Raw genomic sequence first — 22,699 nt, forward strand, 5'->3', positions numbered from 1 at the left:
GATGGTGGATATCAATGAAACACGCGGCCTCACGCCACCGCCCCGTTCGGGCAGGTGAGTTCCGCATACCAGGCGGCCAGTTCATGCTCCGTTGGTGGCCGCTTGGACTGGGAAACGGATCGACGCAAACGACTCAGCAACAGGGCCGCCTGGGCCTTGTCCAGGGTCACCCCCATGCGCGCATAGGCCGCCATCACGCCACGGGCGCCGGAATGCTTGCCCAGCACCAGACGGTGCTCCCGGCCCAGTTCCGCCGGATCCACGCCCTGGTAATTGGCCGGATCCTTGAGCAGACCGTCCACATGGATGCCCGCTTCGTGGGTGAAGACCCCCTCTCCCACCAGGCTCTTCTGCCAGTGGATGGGACGGCCGGAAGCGGTCTCCACCAGATGGGACAGGGCCGGGAAACGGCGCAGCTCCACTCCGGTTTCGATGCCGTGAAGCCGACGCAACCCCATCACCACCTCTTCCAGGGCGGCGTTGCCGGCCCGTTCCCCGATGCCGTTGACGGTGGTGTTCACATGGGTGGCTCCCCCAAGGGCGGCGGCCAGGGTGTTGGCGGTGGCCAGGCCCAGGTCGTCATGGGCATGCATCTCGATCTCCAGGTCGGAGACAGCGCGCAGCTGCCGGATGCGTGCCAGCACACCGAAGGGTTCCATGATGCCCACGGTGTCGGCGAAGCGGAAACGGCGTGCCCCGGCAGCCTGGGCGATCTCGATCACCCGGCAGAGAAAATCGGGATCGGCCCGGGAGGCATCCTCCCCGCCCACGCCCACCTCCAGTCCCAGTTCCAGGGCCTGGGCCACGTGACGGCGGATGCTTTCCAGCACCCACTCCCGATCCCGGCCCAGTTTGCGCCGGATCTGCTGATCCGAAACGGGGATGGACAGGTCCACCATGTGAACCCCCAGACCCGCGCAGTCGGCCAGGTCATCGGCGCGCATGCGGCTCCACACCAGCAAACGGGCCTTGAGTCCCAGCCGGGCCAGCAGAGCGATGGATTCCCGTTCCTCGGGACCCATGGAAGGAATGCCGATTTCCAACTCGGGAACACCCAGGTCATCCAACCCCCTGGCGATGGCTACCCGCTCGGCGTCATTGAAGGCCACGCCGGCGGATTGTTCGCCGTCTCTCAAGGTGGTGTCGTCGATGACGATGCCGAGCGGTTGGGTCATGGATGTCCTCGTCGGGCGAATGGGGCCATGCCGAGGAGTTAGCGATTATCGTGCCAGGCAATCAAACTAATGATTTTAAATGATTATTTAATGACGGGATGATGGTGGTTATGTGACTTGACGGGGGGATTGTGGGATTTACTACAAAGCGCCTTGCTCCTGCCTCAAGAAAGACACCCTGACCGCCATCCCCCGAAGGCGCCTTGCCGTCATCAACCCGCCACCACTCCCACGTCATCAACCCGCCGTCACTCCCGCGAAGGCGGGAGTCCAGGATGTCCCTTTTGCCTCAAGGCAAAGGCGGCAACCACCATCGGTCGGGAGAATGGCGTGGTTCCGTCCTGATCCTGAATTTGCAGGCGGAGAAAATGATATAAGTAAAGACCAAACCTCCCCCCCCTCGGGGTCGGCCACGAACACACCAGGATGGCCGTCACCCGTACCCATCTCGGGAGCCTAAAAATCCGTGATACCCGCACCAGGACACTCCCGGTGACCCAATACCCGCCGCTTGGCGATGGCCGCCACCGGCACATCGTTATCAAGGCCTGGATGCTCTATCTGGGTTTTTGCCTGGTACTGGCCCTGATCATCGCCTGGGACCTGACCACCTCCAGAGCACAGGACACGGAAGCTGCCCGCCAGCGTACCCATTCCACCAGCGTGCTGGTGAGCGAATGGCTGTATGCCGCCTTTGAGACCAGTGGTGCCCTGCTCAGCAGCATGGCCGGCGAGATCCGACCCGAGAACCTCCCACCACCCGAGGGTGATCCGGAAGCCCATGCCCGCATCAACCAGTGGCTCGAACGGCACCTTCGCCTCCTGCCTCATGCCCAGGCCATCGCCCTGTTCGATCGCGAAGGGGTGATGACCCATGCTTCCGGCAGCGATCTGAAGATCGATCACGACATCAGCGATCAGAGCCATTTTCTGGCCCTGCGCGCCGATCCCGACCTGGAACGCCTGGTCTCCCGGGCCTTCTGGTCCCGTGAGAGCGAACGGTTTCTCGTCGTCCATGCCCAGTCCCTTCGTGACGCCGAGGGCCGATTTGCCGGGTTGCTGGAGGTGGGCCTGGATCTGGGTTTCTTCGACCACTGGCTGGAACGCGCCGAACCCACCCCCGGCAGCAGCCTGACCATCGTGGATCACGGGGAACGGTTACTGGCGCGGCGTCCCCGGGATGCCCTTGCGAGCCTGGAGGCCCAGATGGGCCAGCCGGTGGAGGTCGGCCGACTGATGCCCCTGATTCTTGGTGAGAAGGACACATTGCATTTCGTCATTGTCTCGCCGGTGGACGGGATGCGCCGCGCCTACACGGCTCAGATGGTCAGGGACCTGCCTTTCCTGGTGGTGGCCGGCGAAGCGCAAGATGTCGTGATGGCCGCCTGGTGGCGAAAGGTGTGGACCCTGAGCCTCGCCTGGTGGGTCATTGTCGGTCTGGGTTTGCTGGTACTGCGCGGCTATCTGCATACCCTGCGGTCCGATCTGGCGCTACAGCGCAGCCATCGTTCCCTGGAAGCGGCCAACCGGTTCCTGAGCCGGGAGATCCAGGAGCGCCAGGAGGCGGAAGCAGATCTGCGGCGTTCCGAGGAGAAATACCGCTTTTTGGTGGATAACAGTTACGACATCATTTATCTGTTTTCGCCCGACGGGCATATCCGGTTCGTTTCCCCCAGCTGGAAGACCCTCCTGGGCCACGATCCTGACAGTGTCCTGGGTCACCATTTCTCCGAATTCGTCCACCCGGAGGATCTCCATCTCTGCCTCCGGGCATTTGCCGACGTCATGCACCACGGCCACCATATACAGGACATCGAATACCGGGTGCTGCATTCGGACGGCCATTGGCGCTGGCATAGCTCCAGTGCCCTACCCTCACGGGACGAGGGGGGGAAGATCGCCGGCTTCCAGGGCATCGCCCGGGACATCACCGCCCGCAAGCAGGCTGAGGAAGAGATCAGGACCCTGGCCTTTTACGACCCGTTGACCCAGTTGCCCAACCGGCGTCTGCTCACCGAACGCCTGGAGGCGTCCGTCGATCTCTGCCGCCGCGAGCACCATCATGGGGCATTACTGTTCATCGATCTGGACAACTTCAAGATCCTCAACGACACCCTGGGTCATGATCAGGGTGACCGTTTGCTCATGCAGGCGGCCAAACGCATCATCGGCTGCGTGCACGAAAACGACACCGTGGCCCGTTTGGGTGGGGATGAATTCGTGGTCATGCTGCACAAGCTCAGCCACGAGGCTCAGGAGGCCACTCAACAGGCTGGATTTGTCGCCGACAAGATCCTGGCCGCCTTGAACCATCCTTATCGCCTCGGTGACCAGGAGCACCACGGCACCGCCAGTGTCGGCATCACCCTGTTTGATCGTGAATCGTTGAGCGTGGACGAACTCATGAAGCGTGCCGACCTGGCCATGTATCAGGCCAAGGCGGCGGGACGCAACACCCATCGGCTGTTCGACCCGGCAATGCAGGCATCGGTAATGGCCCGGGCCGCCCTGGAGGGAGATCTGCGCCGAGCGCTCGTGGAAAAACAGTTTTTGCTGCATTACCAGGCAGTGGTAAACGACGACAGCCAATTGATGGGCGCCGAGGCCCTGTTGCGCTGGCAGCATCCGGAGCGGGGCTTGGTACCTCCCGGTGAGTTCGTTGCCCTGGCCGAAGACACGGGCTTGATCCTGCCCCTGGGGCAATGGGTACTGGAGACTGCCTGTACCCAACTGGCCCAATGGGCCGGGGACGCCTCCCTGAGGCACCTGAAGATGGCTGTCAATGTGAGCGCCCGTCAGTTTCGGCACCCGGACTTCGTGCCCGGCGTGCTGAAGATCCTGAACACCACCGGCGCCGACCCTCACCGTCTCAAACTGGAGATCACCGAGAGCCTGTTACTGGAGGACGTGGAGGATGTGATCGACAAGATGCGGCAGTTACGGGCGCGGGGCATCACGTTTTCCCTGGATGACTTCGGCACGGGATATTCTTCCCTGAGCTACCTCAAGCGGCTGCCCCTGGACGACGTGAAGATCGACCAGTCGTTCGTCCGTGATGTGCTCAACGATCCCAACGACGCGGCCATTGCCCGAACCATCGTGGCCCTGGCCGGCACGCTCGGCCTGAGGGTGATCGCCGAGGGGGTGGAAACCCGGGAACACTGGGAGTGGCTGAGCCGAAACGGCTGCCATACTCACCAAGGGTATTATTTCGGGCGACCGGGGCCGGTGGGGATGATTCAGGAAGCCATCCGGAACTGGACCCCTCCCACCCGCCGGGCAGGTAACCCGGGTACGGGCTAACCGTCGCCCGCCGGCACCCAGGCTCAGCGGGCCGGTTCGATGCGATACAGGGCACCATTGGAGGCATCCGTGAGGACGTAGAGATACCCGTCCGGCCCCTGGCGGACATCCCGGATCCGCCCCACCCGGTCCCGCAGCAGTTCTTCGGCGTGGACCACCGTCCGATCCTCCAGCACCAGGCGCAGGATGCGCTGCGCCCGCAGGCCGCCCGCCAGCAGATTGCCCTGCCAGCGCGGGAAATGGTCACCGTCCACCACCGCCAGCCCGGAGGGTGCCAGGGTGGGCAGGAACTCGAATACCGGGTCCACCATGTCCTCCCGATGGCGGGTCTGGGCATCGGGAAAGCGCGCTTCGGTCCGGTAATCCCGCCCCAGGGTCACCACGGGCCAGCCGTAGTTGTTGCCCGCTTCGATCAGATTCAGCTCATCCCCGCCCCGGGGGCCGTGTTCGGTGACCCAGACCTCGCCCGTGGCGGGATGCAGGGCCAGGCCCTGGATGTTGCGGTTGCCGTAGGTGTAGATCTCCGGGGCATACCCTTCCCGCCCGACGAAGGGATTGTCCTCGGGCACCGTGCCGTCATCATTCAGGCGCACGATGCTGCCGGAGTGATCCATTGTGTCCTGGGCCCTGGGAGGATGGGCGCCACGATCACCGATGGTCATCAGCAGGGTGCCGTCGGGCAGAAACAGCAACCGGGAGCCGTAATGGCGGCCGGGCTGGGTGCGGGTGTTGGACTCGAAGATGTTTTCCACCGCCGTGAGCCGGTCGCCGTCCAGCCGGGCACGGATCAGGGCCGGCACCGTGCCGCGGGCATCGCCCCTGGAATAGGTCACGTAGATCCAGCCGTTGTCCTCATGGCGGGGATGGAGCACCACATCCAGTACCCCGCCCTGGTTGACGGCATGGAAGGCAGGAAACCCTTGCACGGGTGTCTTGCGACCGTTTCGGTCCACCAGGACCAGTCCATTGGGGCGCTCGGAGATCAGCTTGCGCCCATCGGGCAGGAAGGCCACCGCCCAGGGATGGGTGAGCCCATCCACCACCTTGACCAGGCGCATGGATTGATATTCGGAGCTGATATTGGGCGCCACCACTTCATCGGCCAGGGCAGGCGCCGCGACCAGGGTAAGGCACAAAGACACCACCCCCCATAGACTGCCGGCATGGATCCTCATCTCGTCCCTCCTTTCCTGTTCCGTTGCATGATCCTGAGTTGGAAGATTAGACCATTTTGCAAACCACCTCCCGTTTCATGCGTATGGGCGCCCGTCGGGACAACCCCTCATGACATCAATCCGAACCACCTCAATCGGCTGAAGGACGGGTCATCACCCGCTCCACGGATTTCAGCGGCACACCCGCCATGCGGGCAAGCTTGCGTGGATCGAAATGCTTGCCCTCCCGCCGGCACCGCTCCCGCACGAGGGTCACGAGCCAATCCGGAATACGATTGTCCGGGCACAGGTTGTGCGGCGAATCCTGGCGGGGCTGGGCCGCCCTGGCCACGGACAACACCAGTTCACGCACATTCGTGTCACCCTGGATGATGGAAGGATCCACATGGACCACATAATCTTTCAGATCACGGGCGATATCGGCCACGATGCCCGAAATCAATCCCCTGTCGGTTCCCACGATGCTGTTGATCCGATCGTCGGCATAAATCGTATGCACCGCGCGTCGTCCGGCGCCGGCAAGCGCGCGTTTGACGACGGAATAGAGTTTCTGCTGGCTGGGCATAGCCGCCACCTGCTCCCAGACCGCCCAAGCGCCTTCCGAATAGGAAGCGTTTGCCGCCGTCTCAAGCCAGGAGTTCGGTGCAATCAGTTCAGGCAGCTTCACGCTCGCATGGATCAGGGAATCAAGTCCACTGCGCAGCATCGGCGGGAAACCGAGTGGTAACTGGTCCGTGATACTCATACCGAAGATTTCCCCAGCTACCGCGTCGAGTTCCCCGAGGCTGTCCGGAATCCCGTCCGGCTCTCGTTCCAGTGCCAGCAGCAACAAGGCAATCACGTCCGTGGAACCTTCGAGCAGATGCCAGAGATTGCGCAGTATGTCCCTCTCCAGCCGTTCACTTCGACGCCCTCCCAAAAGATGCGCATAAGCCCCGACCATTCCATGAAACGGATGCCGGAACTTGCCGAAGATGGCCTCCTTCAGTAACACATCGGAAAGCAGATTCAGTCGCGAGCCCAGCCCCTGAAGCGCCGCATCGATCTCCTGCGTGAAGCGGTCTCCGGGATCATAGCCCTCGCCGCGTCTTCGCATATCGATACTGGAGGCTGCCAGTTGCGGCACACCCTCGAAGGGAACGAAGACAAACGTGTCCCAACCACCGTTCAGCAAAACCGGCAAACTGACGGCGCGGCCTTCGTGAATGTCGGTCAGGATATAGTTGCCCGGGTGCAGCCGGGCCGAAAACACCACCCAGCCCTCGCGCTGGTTGCGTTGGGTATTTTCCGGCTCGAAGCGGGTCACGACACTGCCGTCTTCGCGGATCAGTGACAGCGTCCCGGCGGGGAAGCTGTCGGAGTGATCCTGGTCTCCCGTGGCCCGCACCAGAACCATCAGGCGTGGATCATCATCCAGCGCACCCGGCACCTCGCAGCTCGACTCCCGACTGTAGCGCATGCTGACCGCCTGCAGAAATTCATGGGTATGCGCGGTATCCGCCGAGGGCATGGCCGAATGACGGCGAGGCGAAGACAGGGTCATTTCCAGGTCCCGGTCAAGCAGGATGACCCGATCTTCGCCCATCTCGCCCAATCGCTCGGTGCGGAGCGTGTAAAGACCCCGTGCCAAGGTGACCGAAAGCAGGCCTGCTTCTCGTGCGACCAGCATGCCGTGACCATCGTAAACGCTGATCCGCGTGTCGTGATCGGTATCGCCGGTATGGGTGTTCCGGGCCCTGAGTCCAAGACGCACCAAGGCGCTGTCATCAGAAGGTGTCATGGGTCCCCTCCATGTCGGCGAGGAAAACGAAGACACGTCTCTGGCCGCTGCCTTCGTCGATCAACAGATACGTCTCGCCTGGCTCAAGCCGAACTCGCCACGACGCTTCCGATGGATTCCCGGCACGCATCTCGGTGGCTGATGCGTCAAAAAGACGCACTGGCCCCTGGCGCGCGGCGCTGAAGCGGATCTCGAAATTTTCGGCTTCTGGCGCCGTAGCCTGTCCCGCGGCACCGAATACCACCGTATCGGAGAAGCGCAGCGGCACCCGTTGAGGTATCTGTCGACGGCCGTTTTCGTCGGCCAGTTGCGGTACCCGGTATTCCAGATACTGCCACAGAGCCTCCGCCCCGATGCCGCCCCCGGGGCGTGACGATCCTTTCTGCAACGCTTCCATGAGCGCGGTGGAAAAAAAGCCGTGCACATCCGTCGCTTGATCATCCTCCGTCTGCACACTGCCCTCGAAGGCGCGCCGCATGGGCTCGGCGGCAAAATAGGCCATGCATTCCACTTGTTCAAAGCCCTCCAGCGGCGCATGACAGCCCACCGAGCTGTTCATCGCCCGTACCTTGATCGCTGGAACACGGCAGCAGTCAAGAAACATCACGATCTCGCGGAACGGCATGCAGGTCTGCACAACCCTGGGATAGCTGTCGGCATTGAGTGCGGCATGGGGCATGGTCTGGGACCACTGCGGCAGACAGAACGACTGATCGTAGGTCGTGGCATCCGAACCCACGACCGACTGTCCATGGCCAGAAAAGAAAAAATAGAACCGCCGCCCGCCCCCGGCATTCCGGGCTCTCGCCCACAGATCGTCAAGCGCCAGATCCACCGTCGTCTGCGTGAGCGCCATCGGGTTTTGTTCGGATGTGATCAGGCGACAATTGTCGGAATCGAGCCCGCCGCCCGTGTCCTGATTCAAAAGCCACTGGTAAAAGCGTTTTGCATCCCGCACCGCACCGCGGAGATGACGCCCGTTAGCGCCATAGCGCGGATAGGCGTCGATGCCGACCACAATGGCGTAGTCTCCCGGCTCGCGACTCGACATGGCACGGATCTACGGCTTCGCGACCAGATGAGTGATCGACCCCCGGGTGGGTTCGTCATCATCAAACCCACCGTGGGAGCCCGATGTGGTACGAAGTCCCTCCAGTGCCTCATCGGGTGTTTTCGAGAGCACGGCGCGGTTTTCGGTCTCTGCCAGGAGCCAGCGCGCCGTCTCCATCAGATAACCCTCATTGAAGGGGGGTGTTCCGCTCCAGAAACGAGCCATGCCCGCCAATGGGGTATCGACCTCGTCCTCAAGCACGCCCGAGATGAAATAGAGTAATGAACGTGTATAGACACCCGGAACGAGCGGGTCCTTCTGTTCCAGGGCATCGGCCATGGTGAACATCCGGAAAGTGTCGTAACGCTCGGGGTGGGCGATGATTTCATCATGCAAAAGCCGCGTCAGACAGGCGGGGGCGAGAAAGATGATGGCGCGGATGTCCGGCAGGACGCCCGCTGCGTCGCCGGCATGCAACATATGACAAATCGCGATGGACCCGGCACTATGTCCCACCAAATCGACCTTGAAACCAGGGTGACGCTCCTGATGCGCCTTGAGCTTGTGGAGAAAGTAGGTCCCGGGATGGGAGTTCTCGTCGAGGGTCGCACCATTGGGTAGCCACATCTCGGCAGCGACATCCTTCATCCGTCCCCATGTCCATGCGCCGAAATCGGCCAGGTAAAATTCACGCAGGATTTCCTCGATCACGGTCGGGTACAGACCATGATCCCGCTTGTCCACATAGCGCTTCAGAACCCGGTAAGTGATCCTGGCGAGGTACTTGGCCACCTGGAACAACGCAACCCCGCGCCCGGTTTCATCACGCAATTCATGCGCAATGGACGGATCCAGTACCGCCGCCCCGACAAGCGCATCAAAATCCCCGTCCGCAAGATCAGTGTCGCCTTGAAGCTCCAGCAGAAACTCCAGCTCCATCTCACCCAGCGCAAATTCAAGATCCGCTTCGTCAAGCCGATCGGCACCGCCCCGCGCGGCACTCTCCAACGCCTCGAATTTGTCGATCCGTGACAGCTCGGCCTCAATCTCGGACATCGTCATGGGTTCCCCGGGGCCTCGGCCCGAAAGGTCTCCACCGAGTCGTTTGCTCAACTGACGGAAGACGTAGCGGACCAGTTTCTGAAAGAACCTTGTCTGATTCACCCGTGTCACGTTTCGCATCAGGGTCTCGACGAGTCCTGTCTCCCAGATGAAGGTCAGTCCATGGGCGTTGCCCTTCTCGAAAACCGTCTGCATGGAGCGGGCAATCATCTCCCCCCGCCCCTCCGGCACGAGCCCACCATGAAAATGCACGGCGAGCTTATCCACGCCGGTCCGGGCGAGATACTCAAACAGTGCATCGATATCCTGCGGGGTCGTATGCAATCCCCCGCTACGCTTGAACGTGCCGTGGGGACCCACGTTGACATAATTCAATTTGGAAAAGGCCATGACACCCTCGCAGCGGGAGACCTCCCAATGAGTATAGTGCGGGTTCATCTTCAGGAGACACCGCATGGCAAGACGCAAGCACACATCCCGGGAGGGAAATCATCACTGTCACTGCGGCTCGGGACTCACCCGAGAGCACTGTTGCGGCCCGTTTCTGGATGGTCGGTCCATCCCCCAAACCGCCGAAGCCCTGATGCGCTCCCGCTACACGGCTTTCGTGGAAGGGCGCGCGGACTATCTGTTGGATACCTGGCACCCGGAAACCCGACCCGAGGTGCTGGAACTGGAGGCAAAACAGCAATGGCTGGGCTTGAGCATCCGCGCGACGTCAGGAGGTGGACCGGCGGACGAGAACGGCGAGGTGGAATTCGTGGCCCGGTCCCGGGTCGGCGGCAAGGGTATCCGTCTGCATGAGCGCAGCCATTTTCTGCGCATCGACGGGCGCTGGTATTACGTGGATGGGGATTTTCTTGTCTGACCTGGGCAATCAGGGCATGACAACATAAAAATTCAAAAAAGGAATGAAAATAAAAATATTAATTCTTTATTGACAATAAGCAATCCCTGTAAAGTCAGGCCAGGATCGTTGAGGAGCACTATCATGGCCCATACCACGCTGATCGTACCCGGCTTTCACGGCAGTGAAGCCGAACACTGGCAAACCTGGATGGAATCGCTGCTTCCGGATGCCCGCCGGGTCACCGGCATCGACTGGGAATCGCCGGTCCTGTCCCGCTGGGTGGAGGCCGTGGGCAACGAGATCACACGTTCGGTGGAACCGGTCTGGCTGGTGGCCCACAGCTTCGGTTGCCTGGCGACGGTCACCGCCGCCAGTCATCTGTCCTCACGGGTGGCCGGGGTCATGCTGGTGGCACCGGCGGACCCGGACCGGTTCTCCTCCTTCGGTACACGGGACCCGTCAGACCCGGCCGAAAGCCTGGCCTCCCGGTTGCCCTCCCGCCCGCTGGAGTTTCCCGGTCTGGTGGTGGCCAGCACCAACGACCCCTGGATGCCCATGGCCAAGCTGCTCCCCTGGACCACCCGATGGGGCGCTCCGGTCATCAACATCGGCAACGCCGGCCACATCAACGTGGCATCCGGCTTCGGCCCCTGGCCCCAGGGACTGGATCTGTTGCGCACCCTGCAACAGCAGTCTGCCACGGGAGTACGCCGGGCCGGGTAGCAACGGCACAGACCCAACCAGGCTTTCAGAACGACCCGGCACCGGGTCGTTCCATTTTCAGCATCGCCAGCACCGACTCTCTCAGGCCCATGGCCGCAAAGATCGAAACCAGGGCGATGATCGGCCCCAGTGCCAGCCACCAGATCACGAACCCCAGAATCAGTCCCGCCTGCTCCACCCGCCAGATCCGCTCCAGAATGAACAGCGTCAGCGAGACGCCCAGCAGTCGCACCCAGAAGATATCCCGGAGGTTTGCGACCGGGGACACGCGTGACCACTGGGACGAGAGACAACTGGACCACACTCCCACCATAATGGTCACGACCGATACGAAGATGGCGAACCAAAGCATGATCCTGATCCTCCCAGTGCAAGGCGTGGATGGGCCGTCACATGACCCACACGACGAAAAAAACCGGCCTGATACCGGAATACTCTGACCACAGGATGTGCGATAAAATTCTAAGGGACTTTTTTTATATGGTTTTGTCAACTACCCCCGACTGAAGTCGGGGGCTTGTGAGAGCAAGCCGGGTTGACCAGGGAGAGCGGTGAAAGTCCGCTACGTTTGCAACAGGTCGTTAAGACCCACCGGCGGATGCTGCCTCAGTCCGCCGCTCTGTAAGGCCGGGATCATGCTGGCGAAAGGTAAAGCGCCGAAGGTTCCAGCCGCCGCGTCAGCGGGAGCCGGTTGCAGACATTCCCGAGGGGAGATGGGGCGAAAGCCCCACGTCACCGGACCCGTAAGGGTTCTGTTTTGAGAGCATTTGAGATGGCGGTTTTGGTACTGGACAAGAGGAAAAAGCCCCTGATGCCCTGCTCGGAGAAGCGGGCACGGTTGCTGCTGGAGCGGGGCCGGGCCGTGGTCCACCGGATGCGTCCGTTCACCATCCGGCTCAAGGATCGCACGGTAGAGGAATCCGCGCTGCAACCCATCCAGATCAAGATCGATCCCGGCAGCAAGACCACCGGAGTCACGGTGATCCGCGAGGATGATGCTGATCCGGAGCATCAGCAGGTACTGATGCTGATGGAGATCGAGCATCGGGGCCAACACATCAAGGATGCATTGACCCAGCGCCGTGCCTTTCGTCGGCGGCGCCGGGGACAGTTGCGCCACCGGGCGCCCCGATTCCACAACCGGACCCGGCCATCGGGCTGGCTGGCCCCCAGCCTGCAACATCGGGTCGATACCACGATGGCCTGGGTGAACCGATTGTGCCGACTGGCCCCAGTGACGGGGATCATCATGGAGCGGGTCCGGTTTGATATGCAGACGATGGAAAATCCAGAAATCAGCGGCGTTGAATACCAACAGGGGACATTGCACGGTTATGAGGTCAGGGAATATCTGCTGGAGAAGTGGCAACGGTGCTGTGCCTATTGCGGCGCCAGGAACGTGCCCTTGGAGATCGACCATATTCACCCCCAAAGCCGGGGCGGCTCGGACCGGGTCAGCAATCTGACCCTGGCTTGTCGTGACTGCAATCAGGCCAAGGGGAATCAGCCCGTGGAAGTGTTTCTGGCCGATGATCCCAAGCGCCTGCAACGGATCAAGGCCCAGGCCAAGGCCCCCCTCAAGGATGCCGCCGCCGTCAACAGCACCCGCTGGGCACTGTTCCGACAGCTTCAGGCCACGGGCCTGCCGGTGATCACCAGTAGCGGTGGCCGCACCAAATACAATCGACAGCGATTGGGCATTCCCAAGACCCATGCCCTGGATGCGGCCTGTGTCGGGCCAGTCACCGCCATCACCCACTGGAATGTGCCCACATTGACGGTGCGGGCCACGGGCCGGGGCAGTTATCAGCGCACCCGGCTCAACCGCTTTGGCTTTCCCCGTGGCTACCTGATGCGACAAAAACAGGTAAAAGGCTTTCAGACCGGAGACTTGGTGCAGGCCAACGTACCGACCGGCAAAAAGGCCGGCACCTATCAGGGCCGGGTGGCCATTCGCGCCACCGGCAGTTTCAATATCCAGACCCGAGAGGGTGTGGTTCAGGGGATTTCACACCGCCATTGCCGCCTGCTGCAAAGGGCTGATGGCTATGGCTATGCCTTGCAACCCAAGCCGACACAGGAGGACGCGACCAGGGCCGCGTGATCGTGCTGCGCACGATGCGCTATCCCTCCCCGCCCTGAAGGCCGGGGTTTCTCGCGCAAAATGATGAAAGAACGTCCGCTTCTACTGGTTTCCATCCTGGCCCTCTCCCTGGCCTGCGTGGCGCTGATCCTGGGTCCGACCCTGCTGGGCTCCCAGGTGCGCCTGGGCATGACCACTTCCGCCGACAAGATCACCAGTGCGCATCGACAGGTGACGGTACGGGGCCTGTCGGAACGGGAAATTCCTGCCAACCTGGTTCTCTGGCCGGTGGTATTCCAGGTCCAGGCGCAGCGACTGGATGAGCTGCAACAGGGTATCGACGGCCAGCGTGGTCAGGTCATCGACTTTCTGCTCGGCCAGGGGTTTGACAGGGAACAGATCCGGATCGTGCCGCCCACCATTACCGACCGGGAACAGAACATCTACGGAGAACACCGTCCGTCCTACCGATTCGGGGCGGACGTGGTGGTGCTGGTACGCAGCGATGATGCCCCGCGGGTGAGCCAGGCCATGCGCGAGACCGGCGCCCTGGTGAGCGCGGGCGTGGCCTTGACCCAGAGCTATGAACACCGGCCCCAGTTCCTGTTCACGGAACTGGAGCGGGTCAAACCGGACATGGTGGCCGAAGCCACCCGGGACGCACGCCGTGCCGCCGAGCAGTTCGCCCAGGATTCCGGCAGCCGGGTGGGCGGTATCCTCACCGCTACCCAAGGCTTGTTCAGCATCGAGGATCTGGATAACTACACCCCTGAAATCAAGAAGGTACGGGTAGTCACCACCATTTCCTTCCAGCTGGAGACCCCCTGAGCAGACATCGTGGATCCGAGGCACTGAACGGATTGATCATAAAATGACCAATCCGTTCAGGCCCCCACGTCCTTCAAGGCATCCGGACAGGTATCCCGACATTATCCACAGGATTGTCCACGTTTTCTGTGGATACCGGCCGCCTAAATCCTGAACCGCCCGACCCAGCCCTGCAGATCGGACGCCAGGCGGGCCAGTTCGTCGCTGGCGCGGGCGATCTGATCAGATGCGGCATGACCCCTAATATCTTTTATCTTTAAAGAATATATTCAGTCACCGGAATTATGGGCCAGATTCATGCCCCTGCTCCGGGCAGGCACGATTGCGGCCTTCCTGCTTGGCCCGATACAGCGCCTTGTCCGCGCGCTCCATCAGCCGCACCAGACTCTCACCCGGTTGCCACTGGGCCACGCCAGCGCTGAGAGTGACCTCTCCGCCATGGGAGAAGGCATGCGCCGCCACATCGGCGCGGATGCGCTCCGCCGCCTCCATGGCCGACTGAATGTCGCTGTCATGGAACAGCAGCATGAACTCTTCCCCACCCCAACGGCCGAGGCGATCGCTGCCACGCCCATTGCGCGCCATGAGGGCGGCCACTTCCCGGAGCACCTGATCACCGACCACATGCCCGCAAGTGTCATTGATGCGCTTGAAGTGGTCGATGTCGAACAGGGCCAGTGAATAGGGACACCCGCTGCGCTGGGCACGCAGGCTGTCTTCCTCGAAACAGAGCATCAGGCGGGCGCGGTTGTTCAGACCCGTGAGCGGATCGGTGGTGGCCGCCTTTTCCAACAGCAGATTGAGTTGGCTCAGGCGCCGGTTCAGGGCACGCTGGCGCAGGATCCAGAACCCGCTGGTCAACAGCACCACCCACAGCACACCCAGCAGCGGCCAGAAGATGGATTTTTCAATCACCTCCACCTCATGCCTGACCACATTGACATGCCGGTTGATGATGGCCTCCCGTTCGCTGTGACTGATGCTGCGCACCCCGGCATCGAGCACGGCATGCAGCATGGGATCATCCCGACGCACACCGATACGCAGGAGGTTGACGTAATCGGCCTGCATCCCGGAGATACGGAGATTGAACCAGCCGTCCTTGCGGATGGTATGGGCGGCCACGATCAGGGAACGAATGGTCATGTCCGCCCGGCGGTCGGACACCAGCTGAAAGGCCTCGTTCTCGGTCTGTGTGAGAATCAGTTGCAAACGGGGGAAGTCCCGACGCACCCATTCCTCCACGGCGGTACCGGCGGGGATGGCCAGACGTTCACCGTCGAAACGATCCAGGCTGACCACATAGGGATGGTCTTCCCGGGTGATGATGACGTTTTCATCAATCAGCAGGGGCTCGGTAAAGTGCAACCAGGCCTCCCGGGCAGGGGTCCGGTTGAGCAGGCTGAGAAATTCGCAATCCCCCCGTCGCGATGCCGCCAGGGACGCCTCCCAGGTTGGCGTCGGATGGAGTTGCAGAGTCAGCCCGACCCGCTCAGCCGCCAGCCTGAGCAGGTCGGCTCCGATACCCTGATGTTCTCCCGCGGCATCCATATATTCAAACGGTGCCCAGTCGGGATCAGCGCAATACCGAACGACGCCTCGGGAAGCGACATAATCCCATTGTTCCGGACTCAGCCACGCCCGATCCTGCGCCCACAGTGGGGGAACCCAGAACAGCCCGATGAAAATCAGGGTGATCAAGCCACTGGAGATGCCTGGTACGAGATTCAAGAGCGGGATTCCTGCGCATGAATAGCGGGCTCAATCATACCGATTCCGGAAGATGATCACCGTCCATGATGGCTTGATCATTTTCTGTCCAATCCAGGGGATGCCCCCCGTCCGACAAGGCATTCGGATGGCTATCCCTGCATTATCCACAGGGTTGTCCACCCTTTCTGTGGATACAGGACATGCCGTCCGTCCCAAGCCCGGATCATGATGATCAAGAAAGGTCTTGCAGAGACAAGCAAAGCCTCATATAACCGAGATTTATAGTCCATTCATCGAGACAGCGAGTGAGCATGCATATCCCCCCAGAAGGAGGGTGATGTGGGCAAAGACGACGCAGGTCCCCCACCTGAATTCAAGCCGTGCACGGAGACACCCGCATATCGTCAATGGCTGCGCGACTCGGGTCATGTCCCCGAAAGGCTTTGCGTGGATGCGCAACGCTTGGGCCTCTACTGCCGGTATGCCGGTGTGGGGCTTTGGGATATGTGCGTGGTGGAGGCGGATCCTCTGAACCCCGACAACGTCTTTTTCTGGTCGGAGAGCTTTCGCAGGCTTCTGGGGTTTGAAACGGAGGAGGAATTTCCCAATCGCCTGGAAAGCTGGTCTTCCCGCCTGCATCCCGCCGACAAGGCCCGTACCCTGCGGACCTTCCAAAAACACTTGATGGACCGGGACCAACAGACACCCTACGACCTGAAATACCGTCTGAAATGCCGGGATGGACACTATCGCTGGTTTCGGGCCACCGGCGATACCCAACGAGATGCCAGCGGGCGCCCCATTCGAGTTGCCGGCTCGCTGATTGACATTCACGACTCCACCCTCAATCAGAAGACCGCCCAACAGGCGGAAATTCTCAAGGAACTCAATCGCTTTCACGATGCCGCCGCCCGACTGGCCACCGCCAACGCAAAACTTCGAATCGACCGCATGGATGAAGGCCTGCACGAGTGCCTTGCCATTCTGGGAGGCTTTCTGGATGCGGACAGGGCCTATCTGTTCAGTAATAATCTGAGGGAAAGATACTGGACCAATACTCACGAGTGGTGTGCCCCGGGGATCAGCAGTCACATTGAAGATCTTCAGCGGGTCTCCTTCGATTATCTCCCGGGTATCATCGAACGCTTCCAGCAGGGACAACCCTTCATTCTGACCGCCCTGGACCATCTGCCTCCCGAATTCAAGATTTGCCGGGAACTCCTGGAAATGCAGGGCATCCGTTCCGTGATCCTCCACCCACTGCTTGCAGATGGCGAACTGCTGGGCTTCGTGGGGTTTGACGATGTGGAGGAAGAGCGGGATTTTTCTTCCACCGAAAAGGCCATGCTCAGCCTGGCCGCGGAAAACTTTTCAGCGACCCTGGCCAGACAACAACAGTATCAGCATGTACGACAGGCCAAGACCGAGCTTGAAATCGTCAACCAGCGTCTGCGCGAGGCTCTGGAAGAAGTTCAGCGCTTGGCCCGAACCGACCCCCTGACAGGACTTTCCAATCGTCGCTGGATGCAGGAATGCCTGGCCAAGGAGGCGGCCCGCCGCCTGCGCACACCCAGCCCGCTTTCGATCATCCTCATGGATGTGGATCACTTCAAAAAGATCAATGACCGATTCGGACACGACGTGGGTGACAAGGTCCTGAGAAGACTGGCAGACACACTCAAGGATACGGTGCGATGCAATGACGTCATTGCACGCTGGGGGGGCGAGGAATTCATGGTGATGGCGACGGATACGGACCTTCAGGAAGCCCTGAAGCTGGCGGAACGCCTGCGGAGAGAGGTAGCCCGGTTGCGAGTGCCGCCATTGGAGCAGATCACCATCAGCCTGGGGCTGGCGGAGGCCGGCCCGGGGGAAGACCTCGGCCAGCTCATCGTGCGCGCGGATCGCGCCCTGTACCGGGCAAAGTCCGAAGGCAGAAACCAAGCCGTGCTTGCCGAACCTTTCTGATCCCCCATGACCACCCTGGACCTCCTCTCGCTCCTGTCCTTTGTGCTCTTTCTGGGCGTCATCGTCGGCGCCGTCCTGGGCTGGGTGGGTTTCTTTCATGTACGCGCCCTGCGGCAAAGGGTCTTCCGGCTGGAACAGGCACTGACCGCCCGGCCATCCACGGTACCGATACCGCCCCCTGAACCCGATCAGGCGACGGAGACACCCACGCCGGACCCGCAACCGGTCACGGCCATGCCCTCATCCGCCCCGCCTTCGGATACCTCATGGTCCGCCGACGGGGCGCCGGGACGCCCGGCCTGGCTGGCGCACCTGTCCCGACACTGGATGATCTGGCTGGGCGGCCTGTGCGTGGCCCTGGCCGGCGTCTTCATGGTCAAGTACAGCATCGATGCCGGGCTGCTCGGTCCCTGGGGACGGGTGATGATGGGATTGGTCACCGGGATCGGCCTGCACGTCCTGGCCGAATGGCTGCGGCGCGGGAGCGGACCGGACCCGTCCATCGCCGCCCTGGCCGGCGGCGCCAGCATCACCCTCTACGCCGCCCTGCTGGCCGCCCTGCACCTGTACGGCCTCATGGACCCCAGGCTGATCTTCGTCCTGCTGGCCCTGGTTTCCCTGTTCACCATGATGCAGTCCCTGCTCCACGGCCCTGCCCTGGCGGCCATGGGTCTGGTGGGTGCCTATGGGGTTCCCCTGCTGGTGTCCGAAGAGAGCGGCAACATCCTGAGCGCCCTGCTCTACGCCCTGATCATCAGCGGCGCCGCCCTGCTGCTGTTGCGGCGGATATTCCGTACCTGGCTCTGGTGGGGCGTGGTGGTCGGCGCCCTGGGCTGGTGGCTGCTGTCCCTGACCCTCCCCCAGGCCGATGGATTCCGGGGTCTGTATCTGGCCTTGCTGGCCTGGGGCGTGCTGGCCATCCCCACCTTCGACTGGCGCCTGGATCGCGGCGAGCCCGCCGATACCCGGCCCGGACATCAACCCATGAGCCTGTTTGGCCGGGTGTTTCGGCTGGACCAGATCACCCTCGTGCTTATCATCCTGGCCTGGGGTCTATCCATCCGGCAACAAGGCTTTGACGACCAAGCCCTGTGGCAATGGGGGCCGATGGTGCTGTTGCTGGCCCTGGCTGCCCGGCATCGGGACAGCCTGCGCTGGCTGCCCTGGATGACCCTGGGCGTGCAGTGGCTGGCCTGGATGGGTGCCGCCATGGTCCTGGACTGGACAGGCGGGCAGTATCGATTGATCGGCATTGACGCCGATCTGCAACCGGCCTTTTTGCAATTCGCCGCGCTCATGGCCCTGCTCTATGCGGTCATGGCGGCCCTGCACCTGCGGGTACGGGGATTTTCCCACCCCTGGGCCGCCCTGGCCTTCGTCTCCCCGCTGGCCTGGGTGGCCCTGGCCTATCTGCTGACCGAGGATCTGTCCCGCTCACCGGGCTGGGCCGCGGGCCTGCTGCTGACGGGCATGATCTATGGTGCCATTGCCGCCTGGCGCCTGGAGCGGCACCGGGGTGAGACCGGTGCCGGGGTCTGGTTCGTCATCGGCGGGCATCTGGCCTACTCCCTGGCCGCGGCCATCATGTTCCGGGAGGCCGGACTGACCCTGGTCCTGTCGGCCCAGCTGCTGTCCCTGGCCTGGGTGATGAAGCGCTACCAGTTGCCCTGGCTGGACACCCTGATCAAGGGCATCCTGGTGCTGGTGGTCATCCGCCTCACCTTCAATCCCTGGATCCTGAGCTATCCGCCCGAGCTGCACTGGTCCCTGTGGACCGGCGGCGGCGCCACCCTGTTCTGCGCCCTGGCCGCCTGGCAGACCCGATCCCGGCCCGATCTGCAACGCTGGCTGGAGGCGGGCGCCCTGCATCTGCTGGTCCTCACCCTGGGGGCCGAGGTCCGTTACCAGCTCTATGACGGCAATATCTTCATTGCCCGCTACAGCCTCACGGAAGCCGCCATCAACGCCGCCCTCTGGTCGGGCCTGGCTCTGACCTACCGGCAACGGGCCCGGCACAGCCAGACACTGGCAGGTCTCTACCGGCTCTGCTCCAGGCTCCTGTTGCTCATGGCCCTGGGCAGCTATGCCCTGGCGGTCACGATCCTCAATCCCCTGTGGGGACAGGAAACCGTCGCCACCCGCCCCATCGCCAATCTGCTGCTCCTGGCCTACGGCCTGCCGGTGATGATGGCCCTGCTGGTGGCCCGCTACCACGAAGCGCGTTTTCGTCCCGTCGCGCTGGCCATCGCCGGCCTGGGCCTGTGGCTGTTCATCACTTTGGAGATCCGCCATCTCTGGCAGCAGGGGGCACTGTCCATCACCCTGCCCACCGGCAACGGCGAACTCTACACCTACTCCGCGGCCTGGCTGATCCTGGCGGCGAGTGCCATTGTCGCCGGCGGTTACTGGCGCGGGATCCGCCTGTACCGGGCCGGCATGGCCCTGCTGGTCATCGTCATTGCCAAGCTGTTCCTGGTGGACCTGTCGGGCCTGGATGGCCTGTGGCGGGTGGCCTCCTTCATGGGGCTGGGGCTGTCGCTGCTGGGACTGGCCTGGCTGCACCGGCGCATGGGTGAAATCCGGCGGGTATAATTCCGCCCCTGCCACCTCTTCCGATAGCGAAATCTCCCATGCTGCGCATCACCGAACTCAAGCTGCCCCTGGATCACCCCGACGCGGCCCTGCGCGAGGCCATCATCAGGCGCCTGGGGATCGATGCAGCGGACCTGATCACCTTTCGGCTGTTCCGCCGCAGCTATGATGCCCGCAAGAAACACAGCGAGATCCAGTTCATCTATACGGTGGATGTGGAAGTCCGCAACGAGGCGGACCTGCTCCGGCAATTGGCCGAGGACCGGCATGTGGGTCCGGCCCCGGACATGCGCTACAGGCCGGAGGTGCATGCACCGGAAGGTCTGCGGGAGCGTCCGGTGATCGTGGGCTTTGGCCCCGCCGGCATCTTCGCCGCCCTGATCCTGGCCCAGGGCGGTTTCAGGCCCATCGTGCTGGAGCGGGGTCCCGAGGTCCGTCAGCGCACCCGTGACACCTGGGGCCTGTGGCGCAACGAGATCCTGAACCCGGAATCCAACGTGCAGTTCGGTGAAGGCGGGGCCGGGACCTTTTCCGACGGCAAGCTCTACAGCCAGATCAAGGACCCCAGGCACCACGGGCGCAAGGTGCTTGAGGAGTTCGTCAAGGCCGGGGCGCCGGAAGAGATCCTTTACAGCAGCAAACCCCATATCGGCACCTTCCGGCTCACCGGCGTCGTGGCGCACATCCGGGAACAGATCAAGGCCCTGGGTGGCGAGGTGCGCTTCCGGAACAAGGTCACGGATCTGCTGATGGAAGATGGCCATGTGCGGGGGGTGATGCTGGAAGGCGGGGAAGAGATCCCGAGCCGTCATGTGATCCTGGCCCTGGGTCACAGCGCCCGGGACACCTTCCGCATGCTCCACGCCCGTGGGGTATTCATGGAATCCAAGCCGTTCTCGGTGGGGTTTCGCATCGAACATCCCCAGTCCCTGATCGACAAGGCCCGTCTGGGCAAGTATGCGGGACACCCGAAGCTCGGTGCGGCCGACTACAAGCTGGTCCACCACGCCGGCAATGGTCGCTCGGTCTACAGCTTCTGCATGTGCCCGGGTGGCACCGTGGTGGCCGCCACGTCCGAACCGGAGCGGGTGGTCACCAATGGCATGAGTCAGTACTCCCGCAATGAAAGAAACGCCAATGCGGGGATCGTGGTGGGTATTTCCCCGGCGCAGGATTATCCTGGTGGTCCGCTGGCGGGCATCGAGTTTCAGGAGGGTCTGGAATCCCTGGCCTATCGGCTGGGGGGCGGCAATTACCACGCCCCGGCCCAGCGGGTGGGGGACTTTCTCGCCGGCCAGGCCTCCAGTGCCCTGGGCAGTGTGGAGCCCTCCTACACACCGGGCGTCACGGCCACGGACCTGGCCCAGGCCCTGCCGGACTTCGCCATCCAGGCCCTGCGCGAGGCATTGCCGGTGTTTGATCGACAGATCAAGGGGTTCGCCATGGGCGACGCCGTACTCACCGGAGTGGAAACCCGGACCTCCGCCCCTTTGCGCATTACCCGTGGCCAGGACCTGCAAAGCCTGAACCTCAAGGGTCTGTACCCGGCGGGCGAAGGGGCCGGTTACGCCGGCGGCATTCTCTCCTCCGGGGTGGACGGCATCCGCGTAGCCGAGGCGGTGGCCAGGGACCTGGTCAGGCCACTGTAGGGGCATCATGATGGATTTCCCCCTCAACATCTCTCAGTGGCTAATGGCCAGTCTCGTGATCATCATCGGCGCCGTCATCCAGGGCGGCATCGGCTACGGCGTGGCCCTGCTGGGAGCGCCCCTGCTCTACCTGATCCATCCCCAACTGATTCCGGCCCCCATGATCATTATCGGCATGACCCTGCCGTTGCTGATCCTGTCCCGGGAATGGCGCGCCGTGCATCCCAGGGACGTGGCCTGGGCCCTGCCCGGCAGTCTGGCCGGCACGGCGCTGGCCGCCGCCCTGCTGGGCAGCATCGCGGAAGATGTCATGGGGGTGCTGCTAGGCGGTCTGGTGCTGCTGGCCGTGGCCCTGAGCCTGGTGCATCGGGTGCCCGAACCTCGACCGGCCCACCTGGTGGGTGCCGCGGGCCTGTCCGGTTTCATGGCCACCATCACCTCCATCGGCGGTCCGCCTCTGGCCCTGGCCTTCCAGAATGTCACCGGCCCCCGGCTGCGGGGCACCCTGTCGGCCATCTTCGTGCCCGCCGGCCTGCTGTCCCTGACCGCCCTGGCCCTGCTGGACCGATTCGGAATGACGGAAATCCTGCTGGGATTGTCACTGCTGCCGGCCATCCTGGTGGGATTCTGGATCTCCGGCTGGGTGGCGGGTTATCTGGACCGTCACTGGCTACGGCCCGCCGTGCTGTGGCTTTCCGGCGTCGCCGGCATGGCTGCCATCGTGCGGTCAGTGATCTGAACCACCGG

At 62.6% G+C, this 22,699-nt stretch carries 16 protein-coding genes; 9 read left to right on the forward strand and 7 right to left on the reverse strand.

Features of this window, described 5'->3' with window-relative positions:
- Positions 1 to 29: 29 nt before the first annotated feature.
- A complete protein-coding gene (gene nifV / locus ACLF6L_RS10270) occupies positions 30 to 1,175 on the reverse strand; it encodes a homocitrate synthase (protein ID WP_412851632.1) in 1,146 nt (381 codons plus the stop codon).
- 492 nt (positions 1,176 to 1,667) lie between these two features.
- Here nifV and ACLF6L_RS10275 point away from each other — a divergent pair, with 492 nt between their 5' ends.
- Positions 1,668 to 4,478 (forward strand): EAL domain-containing protein, encoded by a 2,811-nt coding sequence (locus ACLF6L_RS10275; protein ID WP_412851633.1) that lies wholly within the window; start codon positions 1,668 to 1,670, stop codon positions 4,476 to 4,478.
- A 23-nt stretch (positions 4,479 to 4,501) separates the two neighbouring features.
- On the opposite strand, the gene ACLF6L_RS10280 is transcribed toward ACLF6L_RS10275, so the two are convergent.
- From ACLF6L_RS10280 to ACLF6L_RS10295, 4 genes are all read right to left on the reverse strand, one after another.
- Positions 4,502 to 5,653, reverse strand: coding sequence for a PQQ-dependent sugar dehydrogenase (locus ACLF6L_RS10280; RefSeq protein ID WP_412851634.1), 1,152 nt, complete (start codon positions 5,651 to 5,653; stop codon positions 4,502 to 4,504).
- 130 nt (positions 5,654 to 5,783) lie between these two features.
- The gene (locus ACLF6L_RS10285) at positions 5,784 to 7,433 is read right to left on the reverse strand and encodes a hypothetical protein (protein ID WP_238616084.1); all 1,650 of its coding nucleotides are present in this window, start codon (positions 7,431 to 7,433) and stop codon (positions 5,784 to 5,786) included.
- Positions 7,420 to 8,484, reverse strand: coding sequence for a caspase family protein (locus ACLF6L_RS10290; protein ID WP_238616083.1), 1,065 nt, complete (start codon positions 8,482 to 8,484; stop codon positions 7,420 to 7,422). Before ACLF6L_RS10290 ends, ACLF6L_RS10285 begins: the two co-directional genes overlap by 14 nt.
- A 9-nt stretch (positions 8,485 to 8,493) precedes the next feature.
- Positions 8,494 to 9,936, reverse strand: a complete 1,443-nt coding sequence (locus ACLF6L_RS10295) for an alpha/beta hydrolase (protein ID WP_238616082.1) — start codon at positions 9,934 to 9,936, stop codon at positions 8,494 to 8,496.
- Between the two features lie 64 nt (positions 9,937 to 10,000).
- Here ACLF6L_RS10295 and ACLF6L_RS10300 point away from each other — a divergent pair, with 64 nt between their 5' ends.
- Together ACLF6L_RS10300 and ACLF6L_RS10305 are read left to right on the forward strand one after the other, a co-directional pair.
- Positions 10,001 to 10,414 carry a YchJ family protein gene (locus ACLF6L_RS10300; protein WP_238616081.1) on the forward strand — a complete coding sequence of 138 codons (414 nt, stop codon included), beginning with the start codon at positions 10,001 to 10,003 and terminating at the stop codon, positions 10,412 to 10,414.
- Positions 10,415 to 10,537: 123 nt separating this feature from the next.
- Complete coding sequence (locus tag ACLF6L_RS10305) at positions 10,538 to 11,119, forward strand: RBBP9/YdeN family alpha/beta hydrolase (protein ID WP_412851635.1); 582 nt, start codon at positions 10,538 to 10,540, stop codon at positions 11,117 to 11,119.
- Positions 11,120 to 11,144: 25 nt separating this feature from the next.
- On the opposite strand, the gene ACLF6L_RS10310 is transcribed toward ACLF6L_RS10305, so the two are convergent.
- Complete coding sequence (locus ACLF6L_RS10310; protein ID WP_412851636.1) at positions 11,145 to 11,387, reverse strand: hypothetical protein; 243 nt, start codon at positions 11,385 to 11,387, stop codon at positions 11,145 to 11,147.
- Positions 11,388 to 11,891: 504 nt separating this feature from the next.
- Between ACLF6L_RS10310 and iscB the strand changes: the two genes are divergently transcribed.
- The gene (gene iscB, locus ACLF6L_RS10315; RefSeq protein WP_412851637.1) at positions 11,892 to 13,223 is read left to right on the forward strand and encodes an RNA-guided endonuclease IscB; all 1,332 of its coding nucleotides are present in this window, start codon (positions 11,892 to 11,894) and stop codon (positions 13,221 to 13,223) included.
- A gap of 60 nt (positions 13,224 to 13,283) precedes the next feature.
- A complete protein-coding gene (locus ACLF6L_RS10320) occupies positions 13,284 to 14,030 on the forward strand; it encodes an SIMPL domain-containing protein (protein WP_238616077.1) in 747 nt (248 codons plus the stop codon).
- Positions 14,031 to 14,312: 282 nt separating this feature from the next.
- Here the strand turns inward: ACLF6L_RS10320 and ACLF6L_RS10325 are convergent, their stop codons facing one another.
- Entirely contained in the window at positions 14,313 to 15,761 is a 1,449-nt protein-coding gene (locus tag ACLF6L_RS10325) for a diguanylate cyclase (protein ID WP_238616075.1), read from the reverse strand.
- A 429-nt stretch (positions 15,762 to 16,190) separates the two neighbouring features.
- Here ACLF6L_RS10325 and ACLF6L_RS10330 point away from each other — a divergent pair, with 429 nt between their 5' ends.
- Genes ACLF6L_RS10330 through ACLF6L_RS10345 form a run of 4 tightly spaced genes read left to right on the forward strand, consistent with a single transcriptional unit; the run spans position 16,191 to position 22,691 of the window.
- Positions 16,191 to 17,711: a diguanylate cyclase gene (locus ACLF6L_RS10330; RefSeq protein WP_412851638.1), complete on the forward strand. Its 1,521-nt coding sequence runs from the start codon at positions 16,191 to 16,193 to the stop codon at positions 17,709 to 17,711.
- 6 nt (positions 17,712 to 17,717) lie between these two features.
- The gene (locus ACLF6L_RS10335; RefSeq protein ID WP_412851639.1) at positions 17,718 to 20,303 is read left to right on the forward strand and encodes a DUF2339 domain-containing protein; all 2,586 of its coding nucleotides are present in this window, start codon (positions 17,718 to 17,720) and stop codon (positions 20,301 to 20,303) included.
- A gap of 38 nt (positions 20,304 to 20,341) precedes the next feature.
- Positions 20,342 to 21,952, forward strand: coding sequence for an NAD(P)/FAD-dependent oxidoreductase (locus ACLF6L_RS10340; RefSeq protein ID WP_238616072.1), 1,611 nt, complete (start codon positions 20,342 to 20,344; stop codon positions 21,950 to 21,952).
- Positions 21,953 to 21,959: 7 nt separating this feature from the next.
- Positions 21,960 to 22,691: a sulfite exporter TauE/SafE family protein gene (locus tag ACLF6L_RS10345; RefSeq protein ID WP_412851640.1), complete on the forward strand. Its 732-nt coding sequence runs from the start codon at positions 21,960 to 21,962 to the stop codon at positions 22,689 to 22,691.
- Positions 22,692 to 22,699 lie beyond the last annotated feature (8 nt).

Origin of the sequence: Ectothiorhodospira shaposhnikovii, assembly GCF_047222355.1 — a bacterium.
Lineage (GTDB): Bacteria > Pseudomonadota > Gammaproteobacteria > Ectothiorhodospirales > Ectothiorhodospiraceae > Ectothiorhodospira.